Raw genomic sequence first — 17,522 nt, 5'->3', positions numbered from 1 at the left:
ATCAGGAACCGTGTCGCCAAGGTGGCCGAGCAGCCATAAGGATGGCGGCGGAGTAGCGCGCCGTGGAGCGAATATGGGAGTCTCATCGCGCTCAATCCGCCTTCGACAGCGCGACGAAGATCGACGATCCGACAGCCGATTCTTCACGGCCCGGATCGACCACTCGGACATCCCTGCGCACCGCGAACAGCGATGGCGACGCGGCTGCACGCATCGGCACCGCAGCCCGGCCGGACGGAGGCGGCGCGACCCTGGCGAGATAGGCCGCCGTCTCGGCCGGCAGGCGAGCGTGTCCCGCGAGATAGTCGGCATAGCGCCTTGGGCCGGCATTATAGGCGGCGAACAGGCCGGGATAGCCGAACCGATCATACATCAGCCGCAGGTAGAGCGTGCCGGCGAGGATGTTGTCGCGCGGGTCGTCGGGATTGCCGCCGAGGCCGAGCCGGGCGCGCATGTCGGCCCAAGTGCCGGGCATCAATTGCATCAGCCCCATGGCACCCGCCGAGGAGCGGATCGGACGCCCATCGAGCATCGTCCGGCCACCGCTCTCGGCCTGCATGACGCGCTCGATCCACGCCGTCGGCACGCCGAAACGGCTGGAGGCCTCGACGATGTGGGGACGCCAGTCGGCGACCGTTTCCGCCTGCACCGGCCCGGCATGGAAGGCCGACGCGGCGGCGATCCAGAGCCTCATCGTGCCCATAGCAGCCGTGCCTTGCCGACAATGTCGCGCCCCTCGGTCACCCCGAAATAGCGTCCGTCGAACGAGGCGGGCGCGTCCATCAGGAGGAATCGCTGCTCCCTGCGCAGTCGCCGGCATCCCGACCAATGCGGCATCGGCCGGCCTGCTGGATCGACGGCCAAGCGCTCGGCGACCGGCCGTCCGTTGACGAAGACCCGGCGCCCCACCGCGCAGACGTCGTCGCCGGCCGCAGCCGCGACCCGCTTCACCAGCGGCACGTTCAGGGGGAGGTAGCGGCGCGTGGCGGCCAGCCGCCGGTAGGGCCCGGGCAGCCGAGCGACCACCATGTCGCCGGGCCGTGCCGCGGTGCCCGGGGAGACCGCATAGAGGCCGATGGGCGCGCTGGCGCTCGCGTTCCAGACGAGGCGGGGCGCGGGCGGCAGCGCGACGGTCGACAGCAGGACGGCGATGCCGACCGCGCCGATTCCGATCCGCCGGACACGCCGACGATGCCTTGCCTTGGCGGCGCGCAGCGTATCGCCCCAGTCAAGCAAGGGCGTGCCGACTATGCCGGTTCGACGCGCGCTCATCGTTCGAAATCCCGCCCGGCATGGTCGCGGCTCCAGCCGTCGAGGTCGTCGATATGATATTGGACGAAGCGGCTGTGGCGGCGATAGACCGGCCCCTTGCCGGCGCGGCGCAGGCGCTTCAACTGCCGGCCCGACAGCTTGAGATAGGCGGCGGCCTGGTCGGTGTTGAGGAAGGGTGAGCCGCGCTTGGCGCGGTCCGCGCGGGTGATCTCGTCGTCGAGGTCCATGCTTCCGATGTCCTTCGCAAGGCGGCGACCCGGGACCGGTCGCCTGGGACCCCAGGACTGCGGAATTGGGCCTCGCGGCGGGAGTGTCGGAAACCGCATCGGTGGTCTTCGACACCCCCTGGGCCGGTCAGCGGGACCAGATGAGCTTCCACTCGGCGCCATCGCCCTGCACCAGCTGTGCGTAGATCGGTGCGGGCAGCGAGGGATCGTCAATCTTGAGGCTGAGATACTCGGTGCCGCTCTCGCGCGCGGCCTTGGTCCAGACCGCGCCGATCTCGATCGCACCGGCGTGGATGCGGTGGTCGGGGGCGCGGTCGTTGTCGCGTTCGCAGGGGCGGATCGTCGCCTTGGTGTTGAGCGTCAGGGTGCGGATGGTGCCCGCGAAGATGCCGTTGTCGTCACGGACGAAGCTGCCGATCTGTGCCATGTCACTGTCTCCTTGCTCGCGAGAGCCGCCCTCTTGCGGCCTCGACAGGCGGTCGACCGGCAGGCGTGCGACGACGCGCACCGAAGGCCGAAACGGACGTGGAGGACGGCGCAGCCGTTGCGCGGGAACAGGAGCGGGCCTGCCAGACCCGCCGTCGGCGAGGCCGTGGGAGGGCGGCTCTTGCGGGCAGGGATCAGGCGCCGGACAGGTCGGGAGCGCCGTGATGATCGATGCCGGATTCGCCAGCCCGGCAGTTCCCCATTGGCGTGATCCCAGGCCTCGATCCTGCCGCCAATAGACCGATTACCAAGCCCGGCCACCCCATGTCCGGCAGCGGTTCGACGACTAGGAATGACAGACCATAGGCTATGAGGAGAGCGACCGCCCAATTGGCCTGATCGACCCGCGTGAGCCGTGATCCTTCCGAGTGGTGACATCCCGACGGGCGGAAGAATGCGGTTCAGATACGTCAGCGCCGGGTGGCATGGTCCGTTGCCTACCACCACCCGCCGTCGCCATGTTTGCCGAGCAGGTCGAGATGATCGTCGTGGCGCTGGCCCCGGTCATACTCACGGCAGACATCGACGCCCGCGAGGCGGCACGTCCTGGTACGCGTCGATAAGCCGTCATTTTGTCGATGGCGGGTATCGCGACCATGGGCGATCGTTTCCTTCTCAGCGCGCCGTCGTCCCCGAAAGGGGCGGCGGCGCGCGATCTTCTGCCTTGCCCGCAATCTCCCGCCACGGCAGCGCGGCGCGAGCCATGTCCCGCGCCTCCGCGCCCTATCGGGGGAGCCGGTGCGACGGCGACCGGCTCCCCTTCGCCCGGGTCATCCGCCGCCCGGTCCGGCAGGCTGGGGCCGCCGCAGCAGCGCCTCCGCCCAGATGATCGACCCGGCGCTCCGCGCAGTTGCCGCCCAGACCGAAAGCGGTGCGCGACCTTCGAAGCCGATGTCGCGCTCGATGCCGAGCCCATAGGGCAAGCGAAGCGAGGCGAGTTCGCGCAGCGAAAAGGCACCGAGCTCGGGACAGCCAAAGCCGAGATCGGCGAGGCCGAACAGCGTGTCGCCATCCTCCCAGAGCTCGGTCGCCAGCCAGGTTCCGGCGCCGAGCGGATTGAACAGCTTCACCACCGGCACGGGGTCCGGCTCGGCCTGGCCGGCCCGCGCGGCGGCGCGGCGGGCCAGGTCGTTGGTACGCAGGGCGAAGCGCAGGTCGGGGGTCAGGAGCGTCATGCCGCCGCCCTCCGGGCTTGCGCCTCGGCATGCCGGGCGAGCAGCCAGTCGGCGGCGCGCGACGCGGCCCCGGCCGCACGGAAGATGGCGCGATTGTCCTCACGCAGGACGGCGAGCCACGCCGCGATATAGTCGGCATGGCGGACGGTCGGCACGATGCCGAGCGTGGCGCAGAGAAAGGCGGACCCGATCTCGGCGACCAGTTCCTCGCGGGCATAGCCGGGCGTCCCGAAGGCACTGGACAGGTCACGGCCCAGGCGCGCGGGATGGCCGGTGGCATGGGTCAGTTCGTGGAGGCAGGTCCGGTAGTAATTGACCTGGTCGAAGAAGGCCGGTTGCGGTGGCACGACGACGACATCCTGCGACGGCGCATAATAGGCCTTGTCGCCACCGACCCGGAACGCGACGCCGGAGGCCGCGATGACCTCCTCGGCGACCGGCACGACCTCGCGCTCGGGCAAGGGCGCCGGATCCGCGGCGAGATCGGCGGGCAGCCCCTCGCATTGCGCGGCGTTGAAGACGGTGAAGCGCTTGAGGAAGGGGACGGCGCGGGCATCGCCACCCTCGGCGAGCGCGCGTTCCTTTTCCACCTCGGGCACGAAGCGGTCGGCATAGACGACGGTCGTTCCAACCTCGCCCTTGCGGACATGGCCACCCGCCGCCAGCGCCTGCCGGAAGGTCAGCCAGCCCTGCGACGGATAGCCCCTGGCGATGACCTCGCCCCACAAAATGAGGATATTGATCCCCGAATAGGGCCGGCCGGTCAGCGCATTGCGCGGCAGGCCGGGACCGATACCCGATCCGTCGGTTCCCCATGGCTGGACCCAGGGCACATGCCCCGCCTCCAGGTCGGCGATGATCCGCCCCGTCACATCGTCATAGAGCGATGCGCGATCCTCGCGCGGGTCCCGGCGCTCTCCCGAAACACGACGCTCATTGGTGTTCCTGTGCATGTCCCGATCTCCTTTCCCCCGCCCAGCATGGCTCCCCGGACAGCGGGGGGTGGGCGGCGACGAGCGACCGGAAGGCCCGGTTCGAGCGGGCGGCGGCACCGCAGGGCGAAAGGCACTGGAGCACCCGCAAGGCTTGCGGGTTGCCGCCGGCCGCGCCGGGCCTAGGAGGGCGCGCCGGCCACTCCCGCTGACCGGGGAGGCCCCGACCCACGACGCCGCCGCGCCAGCGGCGACCGCACCCTCGCGCCAGTGATCGAAGCCGAATGGCCGAGACGCGCCCGCGGCTCGGCGGCGTGCCGCGAGAGCACGACCGGGTGCGCCAGCGCCCGGGGCGCCAACTGCCTGCTTTGCCTGGAGATCAGGCGATCAGCCCGAGGCGAGCCGTGCCTCGCAGGCATCCTTGACCAGCTGCTGGAGCAGCGCCACGCGCTCGGCCAACCATTCGAGCTCGGCGGGCGTCACCTTGTAGTGGGGCGAGTAGCGCGCGTTGACATAGGCCTGGCGCAGCAGTTCGAAACAGCGCTGCGCGAACTTGGTGTCGCGCGGCCAGACGGCGATGAGCTCGTGGACCAGCGGCTCGGCCTGGCTGCGCAGGAAGTTCAGCTTGTGCGACTTGGGGCTGTACAGCGTCAGGGTCAGCAATAGGCAGTGATAGAAGCGTTCGGTTGCTTGGTGCAGGTCAAACGCCGCGTCATTGAGGTAGCCCTTCTCCATATAGAAGCGTGCGCCCTCAAACCGCTTGGTTGCCGATGGAAACCACTGGTCGAAATGCTTCCGCGCCTCCGCCAAAGCCGCCTTGGGTTCAAGCGGCTGGGGCGTGACGAAGGGATAGTCCTCGACCTCGTAGAGCGCGATGCCCTGGTTGATCGCGTCGATGAAGAAGGGCCGGCCTTGCGTCAGCTGGTTATTCACGTCGGCGAGGCTGTGGACGATGAAGGTGACCGGTGCCGAGATGCGCTTAGAGATCGTCACCTCGCGGACGAACTGGTCGTCGGCCTTGGCCCAGAACTCGCCTGGCTCGGTCAGTCGCTCGTCGCTGACCACGACGAGGATGTCATAGTCGGACTGGTAGCCGCCGATCGGATCATCGACCCAGTCGCCGCGTGCATAGGAGCCGTACAGGATGACCTTGAGGATGCGGCCCTGTCGCCGCCATTTCTGGGTCGACAGCGACGTCGCCTGTTCGAACTCGGCGAACAGCACCTCGACGATCCGGTCGAGATCGCGGCGCTTCTTGTCCGGCAGGTGTTCGAGGTCGCTTCGCATCGCGTGCCAATCTAGCCCGCGCAGGCGGAAATGGGAACCAAGCCGCCCGGCCGGCTCAGTCTTCCGGCCTGCGGATGTCGCACCCGTTTGACCGCTGGCCTGCGCCACGCCGGCGCAGCAGGTCGCGATACCCCCCGGCGGACATGGCGCTTGCACCGGCCACGAGGCGGCGGACCTGCGAGTGCAGCGACCGTCCGGGGGCATGCCAGTCCCGTCGGGTGCGCGCCTCGCCGAATAGGACGGCGGCAATGTCTTGGTAGCTGGCCCCGCTCGCTCGGGCGTCGGCGACCCGCAGGAATTCGATCCAGCGCGGCATGCGCCGGTCGGGCGGAAAGAGTGTCGCGGCAAAGCAGCCGCCCCGGCACAGGGTGACGAGCCGCCTGAGCGGCAGCAGCCGGGACTCGGTGGAGCATAGCCCGCGCAATCGGTACGCCAGGATGACGGTGCCGCCTTCCCGAAGCGTGCCGGCCTCGACATCGACCCGGATGCGGCGCCAGCCGTCGGACAGGACGGCATGCTCGCGCGCATCCCGGCCTTCGACGACGGTCAGCCACGGCGCCAGCCGGTCGAGGTCGACGGCGTCGGGATCCGAACCGGAGGCCGGCGTGACGGTGACGGACAGCGTGCCGGGATCGAGCGCTTCATGCCACAGGATCCGTGCCGCGGGCGCGCCGATCCCCGGATCCTCTGCAAAAGTGCACCCCCCAGCGTTGCAGGCCAGGGGAGGGCGGCACCGCACCGCGGGTGGCGGGACTGGCTTGGGTATACCAGGCTACATAAGCGGGATCGCGGCGGAGCCATTCCCACATCAGGCCGGCGCGATCGGTGCGGGCGAGCCGTCGGTAGGGCGCGGGATCGCGCCAGTCGATCGGATGCGGCCATTTAGTCACGCCGTTGCCGGGCGGGGGTGTCCGCTTGGTGGCAGGTCAAGGTATTTCGTTTCGCCAAGGTTATGAATGTGATAGCCTTCCGGGCTCATGCAGCAGCCGCGCGGCCGGGGTGAGAAGCCGGAAAGGCGCGCAAGGGGGAAGAAAAGGACGGCCGGGGGATCGCCGGTGGCTTGAAACGCCGCCCTGGGCCGGGGTGCCGCGCGATGCAGATGCGTGCGATGGCGTTCGAGCTGATGGACCTGGTGGACGCCGCGCGCGACGCCGACGACTTGGCTGGCGCGATGAGGCGGATCACCCGCCATCTCGGCTTCGACCATTTCGCGCTGGCGCATCATGTCGACCTGCGCGCGGCACAGGGCGAGGCGATCCTCCTGCACGACTATCCGCCGGAATGGGTCGACTATTACGAGGCGAACCGGCTGGGCGTCTCGGACCCGGTCCACAGAGCCAGCCATGTGACCAGCGTCGGCTTCCAGTGGTCGCGCATACCGGCGATGATCCCGCTGACCGCGGCCGATCGCCGGACGCTGGCGCTGGGGCGCAAACAAGGGATCGGCGATGGCTTCACCGTGCCAGCGAACGTCCCCGGCGAAGCGCATGGGTCCTGTTCGTTCGCGCTCGGCACCGGTCATGTCATGGCCCCTGAAGCGTTGCCGCTCGCCCAGCTGGCCGGCGCGTTCGCGTTCGAGGCGGCGCGGCGGCTGTGGATGGCACGCGGCGAACGAACCGACCCTGCGCCCAGCCTGACCGATCGGCAGCGCGACTGCGTGCTGTGGATCGCGCGTGGCAAGACCGACTGGGAGACCAGCCGAATCCTCGGGGTGAGCGAGGAGACGATCAACTGCCATGTCCGGCAGGCCTGCGAACGGTACGAGGTGAGCAAGCGGACATCGCTGGTTATCCGGACGCTGTTCGACGGGACCATCAGCTTCCGGGACGTGCTTCGCCCCGGCCATCCCCCTTTTCCGGGATAGGCGAGCGGCAACCGTCCCCGTGATGATCATGGCGGCACAGCAAGGGGAGCCGTCATGATACAATTGATCCGCCATATCACACGGCCGCTGGAGCATCCGGTGCTCCGGCGCATGTTCGCGGCACGCAAGGAGGTGTTCGTCGATCTCCTGCGATGGAACGTCCCAGTGGTCGACGACCGGTTCGAGCTCGACCAGTTCGATGATGGCGACGCGCGCTACCTCGTCGTGACCGATGCGGCGGGCGGGCATCGCGCCTCGGCACGGCTGCTGCCGACGACCCGCCCGCATCTGCTCGGCACGCTTTTCCCCAGCTTGTGCGCCGACGCGCCGCCGACGGGGCCCGCGATCTTCGAGGTCACGCGCTTCTGCCTCGACCGGTCGCTCGATGCCCGCGCCCGCCGCGAGGCACGCGATGCGCTGGTGGTCGCGCTGGTCGACCACGCCCTGGCCCATGGGATTACGCGCTACAGCGCGATCGCCGGGCTCGGCTGGTCGCGGCAGATCCTCGCCTTCGGGTGGCGCTGCCGCCCGCTTGGACCTCCGCAGGCGATCGGCGGGGAGCAGGTCACGGCGCTCGAGATCGCGATCGAGCCGGACACGCGCGCGCTGCTCGCTGCGACCGGGATTATCGGGGCGGAAGCGCCCGTGGCGGTCGCGGCATGAGCGGGCTCGCCGTGGCGCCATGGCCTGACAAGGATGCCGAGGCCTGGCGCGTGCAACTGCTGCGAGAGGGCTATTGCATCATCCCCGACTTGTTGCCGGGCGAGACGCTTGCCCAACTGGACGCGGATCTTGCGCCCGCCTTCGCGGCGACACCGTTCGGGCGCGGCGGCTTCTACGGGGAGACGACCAAGCGGTTCGGCCGCCTGCTGGCGCGGTCGCGGCATGCCGAGGCGCTGGTCATGCATCCGCTGGTGCGCGAGGTGGTGGAGGGCTTGCTCGCGCCATGGTGCGACACGATCCAGCTCAATGTCGCGCAGGCGATCGCCGTCCATCCGGGCGCGCCGCAGCAGGTGCCGCACCGCGACCAAGACATGTGGCGGGTCGAGCCGGGCGCGATGGAGTATCTCGTCAACGTGATCTGGCCGCTGACGCCGTTCGAAGCCGACAATGGCGCAACGCTGGTATGGCCGCGCAGCCACGGCCGGCATGCTGCGAGCCATGACCCCGCCACGCCGCCGTGCGCGGCGGTGATGGCGCCCGGCTCGGCGTTGCTCTTCCTCGGCTCGACGCTGCACGGCGCGGGGCCGAACCGGAGCATTGCAGTACGGCGGGGCGTGGTGGCCGGCTATGCGCTGGGATGGCTCAAGCCCTATGAGAACCAGTGGCTTGCCTATCCACCGGCGGTGGCGCGGAGCTTCACGCCCGAACTGGCGGCGCTGGTCGGCTATCGCCAGCATCGCCCCAATCTCGGCAATTACGAGGGCCAATGCCCCTCGATCCTGCTCGGCGACGACATCGACGCGGCGATCGGCGCGGTCGACGCGCTGAGGCCCGACCAGGCCGAGATGGTCGCGGCCTTCGTCGCCGGGCAACGGCCGGGCGGATGAACGCGGGCGCGACGACCGAGCGGGTCCATGACGCGGTCCGGCGAATGATCTTGACGCGCGGCCTGCGACCCGGCGCGCGGCTCGACCCGGCCGTGCTGGCGGATGGCCTTGCCACCAGCGCGACACCCGTGCGCGAGGCGTTGAACCAGCTATGTGGCGCAGGGCTGGTCGATGCCCGGCCCGGTGGGGGCTTCCATGTCCCGATGATCGACGCTCCCGCGCTCGCCGACCTCTATCGCTGGAACGAGGAGGTCATCGGGATCATCCTGCGATCGACGGGTGGCAGAATTGCCGTCGACACGCGCGAACAGGAGCATGCTGGCGATATCGCGGTCGCGACGGCCGCGTTCGCCGAGCGGCTTGCCCGCGCATCGGGCAACGAGGAACACCTGCGCGCCATGCGCGACATCAATGCCCGCCTGCATGCGGTCCGCCTCGTCGAGGGCAACTTGATCGCCGATACCGACCAAGAACTTACGCGGCTTGCGGCGGCGGCCGAGTGCGCCGACGGCGCCGCGGTGCGCATCGGCTGGCGCCGCTATCACCAGCGGCGCCAGCGGCTCGCCCCCGAAATCGTCCGCGCACTCCTGCGCGACTAGGCGCAGGGTCGGTCCTATAGCCGCCGTCCCTTTGAGACCTTCGCTCTTTTCGGCAGAAAGCGGCGGCGGCGGGCCGAAGCGTTCTCGCTGGAATCCTTCCCGATGACGGTCCGACGCCACCGAGCCGTCATCCCGACCATGTTATCTTGCCTGTGATCTGCAAGGAGCATGGCCCCGATGACCGCTCGTGATGGCTGCGGCCGCGACGAACTCTATGACATCGTCTGGTCCGAGCCGATGATGCATGCCGCTAAGCGCTTCGGCGTATCCGGCAGCTATCTCGCTCGCGTCTGTGCCATGCTCAATGTGCCAAGGCCGCCGCAGGGCTATTGGGCCAAGCTTGCGGTCGGCAAGGCTCCGCCGCCTCCATGCCTGCCGGAAGCACAGCCCGGTGATCAGCTTACTTGGTCTCGTCATATGCAATGGCCAACGGCTGAAGCTGCGGCGCCCCGGCCCCGTACGCCGGCTGCGCCAATAGCAAAGCGGCGCATGCGGATCGCGGCAGGGACCATCCACCGCATGATCAGCGGGGCACGGCATCATTTCGAAAGCGGCCGACCAGTCGACAAGAATTCCCATCTCAAACCGCACAAGCGCCTGCTCGTTGACGTGAACGCCTCGGCATCGGGCCTTGAAAGGGCGCTCGCCTTTGCCAATGACCTCTTCAATGCCTTCGAATCCAAAGGGCATCGGGTGGTCATGGCACCGCCAGGCGAGGAGCTCTGGGGCATATCGGCTGATGAGCGCGAAGCCGTCGGCCAGCCCAAGGAGCGATGGAGCGCAAGACGTCTTTGGTCTCCCCAGCGTCCGACGGTCGTCTATATCGGGTCGGTGGCGATCGGCCTCGCGATCGTCGAGATGTCCGAGAACATCACCGTGCGATACATCGATGGCAGTTATATTCCCGAACGCGATTATGTGGCGCCCAAGCGAGGGGAGAACCGCTACAGTTTCACCACCGCGAAAGACATGCCGTCAGGCCGCCTGCGGCTCATCGCCTATTCACCCTACCACAACGTCTTCTGGACCAACCAATGGCAGGAAGCCGGCTCGGCCAGCCTGGCATCCAAGATACCCGGCCTCGTTCGCGCTGTCGAAGACATGGCCCCCGAACTGGTGGCCCGTATCGAGGCGGCTCGGCTCCGCGCCGAGATCGCGCACAAGAAATGGCTGGCCGAGCTGGAAGCCCGCGATCGGGCTGAGGACAAGAAGCGGATCGAACAGTCCAAGGTCGATAGCGCTTCTCAGCTCGACAAGGTCATCGAGCACTGGACCAGAGCGATGAGCATTCGACGCTTCTTCGATGCCGTGGAAACGCAGCTTGCTGACCTCCTTGAACGCGATGCGCAGATTGCAAGACAACGGCTAGAAAGCGGCCGTGCCCTATTGAGAGGGCAAGATCCTGTCGAGGCGCTGCTTACCTGGCGAACCCCTGGCGAAATCTACACGCCGCGCTTTGACGGCACGGGGGATTAATATGATCGCCCCGACTTCGTGCGTTGCCATGTGGCGGTCCTAGCAATTTCCAAAACCAATCGCGTTGGTCGTTCGCGCATCGCTACAATGTCGGCCTGTGGGACAAACCCGCCATCTACGGAGGCCGAGCCGAACGGCGGGTTCAACCGAGAGCAGCCGTTCACGAGCGTCCCGAAAGATGGCGAAACAGGAATGCGCATATCTCGCCAGCGTTCGCGCCCTTGGACGTGCCGCTTAAGGGCCGCCTCGGCTGTGCCCGATCACGTCCAACAGGGCATCTGCGGCCTTCGTGCGATAGCGTTCCTTATGTCGCAACCCGAAGAAAGGGCGCGGCTCGAACGCGATCGGGGCGGCATGCAGCGTGCCTGCGGCGATGGCTGGTTCGACCACCAGCGCAGACAGAACGGCGACGCCGGCGCCCGCCTCGACGGCCGTGCGGACGCTCTCGTTGGAGGGCAACGTCAACGCCACGTCGAGCCTGGCCGGATCGACGCCCAGGCGGCGCAGGTGGCTGTCGAAGGTCGAGCGCGTGCCGGACCCTGGTTCGCGCAGCACCCAACGCGCATGACGCAGCCAGGCGGCGTCGATCGACGCATTCCCGAACGGCCGGGCCCCGACCATCAGCAACCGATCCTCGCCGATCGGCCAATGCGCCAGCGCCGGATCGTCGATCTGCCCTTCGATTACTCCTAAGTCCGCCTCGCCATCATGGACGCGCGCGGCCGCCTGTTCGCTGTTCCCGATCGCTAGGTCGATATCGATCGCGGGATAGCGCGCATGGAAGGTCGCTAGGAAAGGCGGCAACCAATAGGCGGCTATGGTCTGGCTGGCGACGACCCTGAGCGTGCCACGTGCCAGCCCGCCAAATTCGCGCAGCACCGTCTCAGCCGTTTCCGCCCGTGCCAGAACCCCGCGCGCTTCGGTCAGGAACAGTCGCCCGGCCTCGGTCAGCGCGATACCGCGGCCGACGCGGTGGAACAGCTTGATTGCATGCCGTTCCTCCAATGCGGCAATAGCCGCCGAGGCGGCCGACTGCGTGACGTTCAGCGCACGGGCGGCAGCGGTCATATGCTCCCGCTCGGCCACGGCGACAAAAATGCGGAGCTGTTCCAGCGTCATGCCACACCTATACCTGTAATCATCACATTTGGCGATTGAAACGACAATATAGATGCGTTGGAACGATCGGTGATGGTGGCATAGATGATGCGGCGGAAGGAACATCGCCGTGACCACCGTTGCCCGAACCTACGCTACCTCATGCATCGCCCGGTCGGGTAGGCTGGCTACACTCCTGCCGGGCATCGGTCTCTGCCTGACCGTGACTGGCGCTGCCTATATCCTGGAAGCAGGCGAGCGCACCTTGGCTGGCAAAGCCTGGCTGGAGGCGCTGGTGCTCGCCATTCTGATCGGCACCGCAATCCGCAGCCTGTGGACGCCCGGTGACACATGGCACGACGGCATCGCGTTCAGCGCCAAGTACCTGCTGGAAGTCGCGGTCGTCTTGCTCGGGGCCTCCGTCAGCGCCGCCACCATCCTGGCCGCTGGCGTACCGCTGCTCGTCGGGATTGCCGGCGTGGTGGCGGGTGCGATCCTTCTCAGCTTCGGCATCGGCCGCCTGCTCGGCCTACCAACACGCATGGCGTTGCTGATTGCATGCGGCAATTCGATCTGCGGCAATTCGGCCATCGCGGCGGTCGCGCCGGTGATCGGGGCGGATAGCGACGATGTCGCCGCCTCCATCGCGTTCACCGCCGTGCTGGGCGTCATCGTGGTGCTGGGCTTGCCGCTGCTGGGGATCGCGCTCGGCATGAGCGGCATCGCCTTCGGGGCGCTGGCCGGGCTGACCGTATATGCCGTGCCGCAGGTGATCGCGGCCGCCTCGCCGCTGGGCGCTGCGGCCGTGCAGATGGGCACGCTGGTGAAGCTCGTCCGCGTGCTGATGCTGGGGCCGGTTTGTCTTGTCCTGTCACTGATCGCGCCGCTTCTTGCCCCGCAGGAGGGCAATGCCGGAGAGGTCGTGTCGGGCACCGCACCGGCAAAGAGGTTCAATCTCGCCCATCTGGTCCCGTGGTTCATCGTCGGCTTTCTCGTGATGGTCGCCTGTCGGTCGATGGGGCTGGTCCCGACCGGCGCAATCGCACCGATCGGCCGGGTGGCGACGTTGCTGACCGTAGTGTCGATGGCGGCATTGGGACTGGGCGTCGACGTTCGCACCGTCGCCAAGGCGGGTGGCAAGGTGACGGCTGCCGTCGTGCTGTCGCTGCTCGGCCTTGGCGCGATCAGCCTGACCCTGCTGATCCTGTTGCACATCGCCTGATGGTCGATTGGGGCCGGGGCGGATCGAATAACATGGGTTCATGTTCAGCCAAGGTCATGGACCGCTGCGTCCGACCCTATGGAGTTGCCGATAACGTGAGGATTTTATGCAAGACGGCCATCGTCGCGGCCGTTCTGTCCAGTGGCGCGGCGCTGGCCCAGACAGGCGACTTCGCTACTGTGATGGCCGGCGCGATGCAGCGGATGCATCAGGCGATGGCGGTCCCGTCGACCGGTGATCCCGACCGCGACTTTGCCGCGATGATGATCCCCCACCATCAGGGCGCCATCGATATGGCCGAGGCGGAACTCCGCTTCGGCAAGGACGAGCGGCTGCGCCGCCTGGCGCAAGGCATCATCGTCGAGCAGCGCCAGGAGATCGCCGTGATGCAAGCCATTCTGAACGAGAAAGGCGGTGCCCCCGCCATGCCCCCATCCCACCATTCGGAAGGAACCCATCGGTGAAGCAGCTGATCCTCGCAGCCCTTGTCGGCACCATGCTGGCCCCCGTCGCGGCGACCGCGCAGCAGGTGCCGAACGCGCAGCCTGACATGGCCGTGTCGCCCAGCGACCGGTTCTATACGTCGGACCAGTTCTCCAACACCGTGTCGGTTATCGATCCGTCGAGCAACCGCCTGCTCGGCGTCATCAAGCTGGGCGATCCGACGCCGATGAACCTCAGCCCGCTGTACCGGGGGCAGTTGCTGGTCCACGGCATGGGCTTCTCGCCCGACCGGCGGACGCTGGCCGTCGTGTCGATCGGATCGAATGCCGTCAGCTTCATCGACACCGCCACCAACAGCGTCCGCCACACGACCTATGTCGGCCGCAGCCCGCACGAGGCGTTCTTCCGCCCCGATGGCCGGGAGGTCTGGGTCAGCGTGCGCGGCGAGGACTATATCGCCGTCCTCGATGGCGCGACCTACAAGGAGACCGGGCGCATCCCGGTTCCCAACGGCCCCGGCATGACGATCTTCTCGCCGAACGGGAAGTACGGCTATGTCTGCTCCAGCTTCTCGCCCGAAACCGTCGTGATCGACACCGCGTCGAAGCAGATCGTCGGTCGGGTGAAGCAGGAAAGCCCCTTCTGCCCTGACATTGCGGCGACACCGGACGGCAAGCAGGTCTGGCTGACGCTGAAGGACATCGGCAAGGTCATGGTGTTCGACGCCAAGCCACCGTTCGCGGTGCTGAAGAGCTTCGCGACGGGCGCGATCACCAACCACGTCAACATCGCGAAGACGCCGCGTGGGCAGTTCGCCTATGTGACGGTCGGCACCGAAAATGTCGTGAAGGTGTTCCGCACCGATAATTTTGCCCAGGTCGCGACGATCCCGGTCGGATCGCTGCCGCACGGCCTTTGGCCCTCGGGCGACGGCAGCCGCATCTATGTTGGCCTGGAGAATGCCGATGCAGTGGCTGCGATCGACACTGCGACGAACAAGGTCATCGCCACCATCCCGATCGGGCAAGGCCCACAAGGCGTGGCCTATGTTCCGGGCGCGGTGCCATCCGGCACCGGCATGGACAATCTTCAGCCGCTCGCCAAGGCAGGCGAGAAGGTTCAGCTGATGCTCTCGGGTACGGGACGAAGCCAGGTGACGCTCTTCGATCAGGGGCAGGTGCAGATCCTCCAGGCCGCCGTCGCGGGCCTGCCGCCGAAGATGCCGTTCGTACTGGGTCTGTCTACCAGTCCCGATGGTAACGGCCCGGTCGAACCGCTCGCCAAGTTCATGACCAACCCCGCAGGCGGCGCGATCGTCAACGCGGTCGGACCGCTGCGGCAGATCGTTACGCCGGCCGCACCCGCAGGCTCACGTCGCTATCTGGTCATTGCTGCTGGTCAGCCTGAGGCGCCGAGCAACGTCGTTCAGCGGCAGGTCGAGCAATAGGTCCCATATCGCAGTCAGGGGGCACCGAGGCATCACCCGCCCGGTGCCCAGACCTTCACTCTGGAGGGAAGGGCGTGGCGAGACGGCGGAGGCTTTCCATTCGGAGAATGCTCTGAGATTCCGCGCTGATTGACGAAATTGCGGTTAGACGGCATATGCGTGGGCACGGCGATGGATTTCCGCCGGGCCATCTGGCCGAACCGCCCTCGCAGGGGCCGATGATTCCTACCAGGCGCCATAAGGCAGCAAGGAGGAATTGTGCGCGCGACGTTTCGCAATCTCTACGACCAGTTCAATGTGGCGGGCTTCGTTCGCGATCGTCACGATCATGCGATGTCGGTTCTGCGCTGGGCGCTGATCCTGGTCCCGATGGCAGCGACGGTCGGGCTGCTATGCGCCGCATTTCTGTGGAGCCTCGATGCGGTGACGCGGCTCCGCTTCGCCTATCCCTGGCTCTTCTACCTGTTGCCGGTCGGCGGATTCGTCGTTGGGCTGCTCTACCATCTGACCGGGCGTTCGGTGGAGGGCGGCAACAACCTGATCGTTGAGCAAATCCATGAACCGGGCGCTGGCGTACCGCTGCGCATGGCACCGCTCATCTTCTTCGGAACCGTCGTAACGCATCTGTTCGGCGGGTCAGCCGGACGCGAAGGCACCGCCGTCCAGTTGGGTGGCAGCCTCGCCAGCGGGTTCGGACGCGTGCTCAAGCTGGATGCGGAAGCGACACGCATCCTGCTGATGACCGGCATCGCAGCGGGGTTTGGCGCGGTGTTCGGCACACCGATCGCCGGCGCGGTTTTCGCGCTGGAGGTGCTGGCGATCGGCCGCGTCGAGTATCGTGCACTGGTGCCATGTCTCGTCGCCGCGCTGGTAGGTGACTGGACCTGCCTGGCAACGGGTATTCATCACGGCATCTACCGGGTCGATACGCTGGTGCCCGTCGACGCGCTGCTCATCGCCAAGGCTGGTGTCGCCGGTGTCGCCTTCGGACTGGTCGGGCTTGTCTTTGCGGAGGCCAATCATGCGCTGGGCGGATGGCTGAAGCGCGTGGTGTCCTATGGCCCGCTACGCCCTGTTATCGGCGGGCTGGCCGTGATCGCCCTCGTCTGGCTGTTCGGCACGCGCGACTATCTCGGCCTCGGCACACTGGCGGCGACGCCGGAAGGCCTGACTATTGCCAGCTTCTTCGGTCCCGAAACGCATCCGTGGAGCTGGGCGCTGAAGCTGCTGTTCACCGTCGTCACCCTGAGCGCAGGCTTCAAGGGCGGGGAAGTGACACCGCTGTTCTTCATCGGAGCCGCGCTCGGCAACGCGCTTGCGCCCATGTTCGGGGTGCCGACAGGGGTGTTCGCAGCGATCGGTTTCGTCGCGCTGTTTGCTGGCGCAGCCAATACGCCGCTCGCCTGCACCTTCATGGGGATTGAGTTATTCGGCGCTGCCTATGCGGTGCCGATCGCGGTCGCGTGCTTCGTCGCCTATCTTTGCTCGGGTCACAACGGCATCTACCTGTCGCAGCGCGTCGCCGTGCCGAAAGTGCCTGCCGTACACCTCACATCCGGCGTGACCCTGCGCGATGCCCGCACACACCGCGCCTCCCGCCGACGCACGCGCGTCTGATTTCTGCTGCCTGTCGAAAGCCCTGCCATGCCTGCTCGTTTTATCGTCCAGCACCGCGAGGTCGGGATGCTGTGCATCTATCTGAAGCCGTCTGATAAGATCGGCCCGCGCCGCTTCTGGGGCGCAAGGCCGCTCTATCGCAAGCTGATCCGCACAGCGAAGGCAGACGGCATCATCAACGCCATCGCGCAGCACAGGTGTCAACGTCGCCGCATCGATCGTGCTGTGCCTGTTCGCGGTCTGGCTGGGATCAACCGCATCCAATCTGTTCAGGAACTGACGCTATGACCCACCGATTGCTTGCCGTGCTGACCGATCCGGCTACGGTGTCCGCCTGCCTCGATGCCGCGGCGCTGGCCGCCCCGGCATTGCCTGGTTGCCAGATCGAAGCCCTCCACGTCGATGTCGATCCCGATCACATCATTGCGTCACCGGAGGAGATCGACTTTCAGCAGCTTCGTGAGAAGCGCGAAGGAACACCGGCTGAGCGGACAGCCGCCACTCATGCTGCAGTGATTGCGTGGAGACAGGCCCATCCTGACACGCCATTCGAATGGCAGTGTGTGGTCGGGCGACAGGAAGAAGTCGTCACCGAGCGAGCCCGGAACGCCGACGCGGTAGTTCTGGCACGCGGACATGACATGGATAGCGGCGATGCGATGCATGCAGCGGTCTTCACGCTCGATGCGCTGGTTCTGTGTAAGCGCTGTTGCGCGGTCACCTTGCTGATGGCGGCATAACCGGGGACGGATTGGCCTTTCTGGATAGCAGCAAGGCCTACAGCCATGACGATGTCATGTGACGATACTGGCACGAGGCCGGTTCG

General features: G+C 67.1%; 21 protein-coding genes, 1 pseudogene and 1 riboswitch. Of the genes and pseudogenes, 12 read left to right on the top strand and 10 right to left on the bottom strand.

Annotated elements, in window-relative coordinates:
- Positions 1 to 91: 91 nt before the first annotated feature.
- From BSZ14_RS11990 to BSZ14_RS11975, 4 genes are all read right to left on the bottom strand, one after another.
- On the bottom strand, positions 92 to 703 hold the full coding sequence (locus BSZ14_RS11990; protein WP_076711093.1) for a lytic transglycosylase domain-containing protein: 612 nt from the start codon (positions 701 to 703) through the stop codon (positions 92 to 94).
- Positions 691 to 1,272 carry a S26 family signal peptidase gene (locus tag BSZ14_RS11985; RefSeq protein ID WP_076711092.1) on the bottom strand — a complete coding sequence of 194 codons (582 nt, stop codon included), beginning with the start codon at positions 1,270 to 1,272 and terminating at the stop codon, positions 691 to 693. The genes BSZ14_RS11990 and BSZ14_RS11985 overlap by 13 nt, the downstream gene beginning before the upstream one ends.
- Positions 1,269 to 1,499: a helix-turn-helix domain-containing protein gene (locus BSZ14_RS11980; RefSeq protein ID WP_076711091.1), complete on the bottom strand. Its 231-nt coding sequence runs from the start codon at positions 1,497 to 1,499 to the stop codon at positions 1,269 to 1,271. Before BSZ14_RS11980 ends, BSZ14_RS11985 begins: the two co-directional genes overlap by 4 nt.
- Positions 1,500 to 1,626: 127 nt before the next feature.
- Entirely contained in the window at positions 1,627 to 1,926 is a 300-nt protein-coding gene (locus tag BSZ14_RS11975; RefSeq protein ID WP_076711090.1) for a DUF736 domain-containing protein, read from the bottom strand.
- 484 nt (positions 1,927 to 2,410) lie between these two features.
- On the opposite strand from BSZ14_RS11975, the gene BSZ14_RS19660 reads away from it, so the two are divergent.
- Entirely contained in the window at positions 2,411 to 2,548 is a 138-nt protein-coding gene (locus BSZ14_RS19660) for a hypothetical protein (RefSeq protein WP_158069204.1), read from the top strand.
- A 207-nt stretch (positions 2,549 to 2,755) separates the two neighbouring features.
- Here BSZ14_RS19660 and BSZ14_RS11970 read toward each other — a convergent pair whose 3' ends face one another.
- The 5 genes and pseudogenes from BSZ14_RS11970 to BSZ14_RS20320 form a co-directional block, all read right to left on the bottom strand.
- Positions 2,756 to 3,160, bottom strand: coding sequence for a DUF2958 domain-containing protein (locus tag BSZ14_RS11970; protein ID WP_076711089.1), 405 nt, complete (start codon positions 3,158 to 3,160; stop codon positions 2,756 to 2,758).
- Positions 3,157 to 4,113 carry an ArdC family protein gene (locus BSZ14_RS11965; RefSeq protein ID WP_076711088.1) on the bottom strand — a complete coding sequence of 319 codons (957 nt, stop codon included), beginning with the start codon at positions 4,111 to 4,113 and terminating at the stop codon, positions 3,157 to 3,159. The genes BSZ14_RS11970 and BSZ14_RS11965 overlap by 4 nt, the downstream gene beginning before the upstream one ends.
- A 366-nt stretch (positions 4,114 to 4,479) precedes the next feature.
- Positions 4,480 to 5,379: a HEPN domain-containing protein gene (locus BSZ14_RS11960; protein WP_076711087.1), complete on the bottom strand. Its 900-nt coding sequence runs from the start codon at positions 5,377 to 5,379 to the stop codon at positions 4,480 to 4,482.
- A gap of 55 nt (positions 5,380 to 5,434) precedes the next feature.
- Positions 5,435 to 6,118: a DUF2285 domain-containing protein gene (locus tag BSZ14_RS11955; protein ID WP_076711086.1), complete on the bottom strand. Its 684-nt coding sequence runs from the start codon at positions 6,116 to 6,118 to the stop codon at positions 5,435 to 5,437.
- A 13-nt stretch (positions 6,119 to 6,131) separates the two neighbouring features.
- Positions 6,132 to 6,188: pseudogene (locus BSZ14_RS20320) on the bottom strand (transcriptional regulator domain-containing protein); the annotation flags it as partial.
- A 251-nt stretch (positions 6,189 to 6,439) separates the two neighbouring features.
- Here BSZ14_RS20320 and BSZ14_RS11950 point away from each other — a divergent pair.
- The 5 genes from BSZ14_RS11950 to BSZ14_RS11930 all read left to right on the top strand — a co-directional run bounded on the left by BSZ14_RS11950 (position 6,440) and on the right by BSZ14_RS11930 (position 10,868).
- On the top strand, positions 6,440 to 7,243 hold the full coding sequence (locus tag BSZ14_RS11950; protein ID WP_241823738.1) for a LuxR family transcriptional regulator: 804 nt from the start codon (positions 6,440 to 6,442) through the stop codon (positions 7,241 to 7,243).
- A 54-nt stretch (positions 7,244 to 7,297) separates the two neighbouring features.
- A complete protein-coding gene (locus BSZ14_RS11945) occupies positions 7,298 to 7,906 on the top strand; it encodes an acyl-homoserine-lactone synthase (RefSeq protein ID WP_076711084.1) in 609 nt (202 codons plus the stop codon).
- Positions 7,903 to 8,793 carry a phytanoyl-CoA dioxygenase family protein gene (locus BSZ14_RS11940; protein ID WP_076711083.1) on the top strand — a complete coding sequence of 297 codons (891 nt, stop codon included), beginning with the start codon at positions 7,903 to 7,905 and terminating at the stop codon, positions 8,791 to 8,793. Before BSZ14_RS11945 ends, BSZ14_RS11940 begins: the two co-directional genes overlap by 4 nt.
- Positions 8,790 to 9,392: a GntR family transcriptional regulator gene (locus BSZ14_RS11935; protein ID WP_076711082.1), complete on the top strand. Its 603-nt coding sequence runs from the start codon at positions 8,790 to 8,792 to the stop codon at positions 9,390 to 9,392. The genes BSZ14_RS11940 and BSZ14_RS11935 overlap by 4 nt, the downstream gene beginning before the upstream one ends.
- A 177-nt stretch (positions 9,393 to 9,569) precedes the next feature.
- Complete coding sequence (locus BSZ14_RS11930) at positions 9,570 to 10,868, top strand: hypothetical protein (protein WP_139330423.1); 1,299 nt, start codon at positions 9,570 to 9,572, stop codon at positions 10,866 to 10,868.
- Between the two features lie 234 nt (positions 10,869 to 11,102).
- On the opposite strand, the gene BSZ14_RS11925 is transcribed toward BSZ14_RS11930, so the two are convergent.
- Positions 11,103 to 11,987: a LysR family transcriptional regulator gene (locus BSZ14_RS11925; RefSeq protein WP_076711080.1), complete on the bottom strand. Its 885-nt coding sequence runs from the start codon at positions 11,985 to 11,987 to the stop codon at positions 11,103 to 11,105.
- 109 nt (positions 11,988 to 12,096) lie between these two features.
- Here BSZ14_RS11925 and BSZ14_RS11920 point away from each other — a divergent pair, with 109 nt between their 5' ends.
- The 6 genes from BSZ14_RS11920 to BSZ14_RS11895 all read left to right on the top strand — a co-directional run bounded on the left by BSZ14_RS11920 (position 12,097) and on the right by BSZ14_RS11895 (position 17,436).
- Positions 12,097 to 13,188 carry a YeiH family protein gene (locus BSZ14_RS11920; RefSeq protein WP_241823737.1) on the top strand — a complete coding sequence of 364 codons (1,092 nt, stop codon included), beginning with the start codon at positions 12,097 to 12,099 and terminating at the stop codon, positions 13,186 to 13,188.
- 56 nt (positions 13,189 to 13,244) lie between these two features.
- Positions 13,245 to 13,652: a CopM family metallochaperone gene (gene copM / locus BSZ14_RS11915; protein WP_083748226.1), complete on the top strand. Its 408-nt coding sequence runs from the start codon at positions 13,245 to 13,247 to the stop codon at positions 13,650 to 13,652.
- Complete coding sequence (locus BSZ14_RS11910) at positions 13,649 to 15,079, top strand: YncE family protein (protein WP_076711078.1); 1,431 nt, start codon at positions 13,649 to 13,651, stop codon at positions 15,077 to 15,079. The genes copM and BSZ14_RS11910 overlap by 4 nt, the downstream gene beginning before the upstream one ends.
- Positions 15,080 to 15,237: 158 nt before the next feature.
- Positions 15,238 to 15,314: riboswitch (Fluoride riboswitch) on the top strand.
- A 23-nt stretch (positions 15,315 to 15,337) separates the two neighbouring features.
- Entirely contained in the window at positions 15,338 to 16,696 is a 1,359-nt protein-coding gene (locus tag BSZ14_RS11905; protein ID WP_076711077.1) for a voltage-gated chloride channel family protein, read from the top strand.
- Between the two features lie 27 nt (positions 16,697 to 16,723).
- Positions 16,724 to 16,984, top strand: coding sequence for a hypothetical protein (locus BSZ14_RS11900; RefSeq protein ID WP_076711076.1), 261 nt, complete (start codon positions 16,724 to 16,726; stop codon positions 16,982 to 16,984).
- A complete protein-coding gene (locus tag BSZ14_RS11895) occupies positions 16,981 to 17,436 on the top strand; it encodes a hypothetical protein (protein WP_076711075.1) in 456 nt (151 codons plus the stop codon). The genes BSZ14_RS11900 and BSZ14_RS11895 overlap by 4 nt, the downstream gene beginning before the upstream one ends.
- Positions 17,437 to 17,522: the final 86 nt, after the last annotated feature.

The sequence above is a fragment of the Sphingomonas sp. Sph1(2015) genome, from assembly GCF_001970915.1.
In the GTDB taxonomy this organism is placed as follows: Bacteria; Pseudomonadota; Alphaproteobacteria; order Sphingomonadales; family Sphingomonadaceae; genus Sphingomonas; species Sphingomonas parapaucimobilis.
The sequence above is the reverse complement of the archived record's forward strand: the minus strand, read 5'-3'. Positions and strand labels throughout refer to the sequence as shown.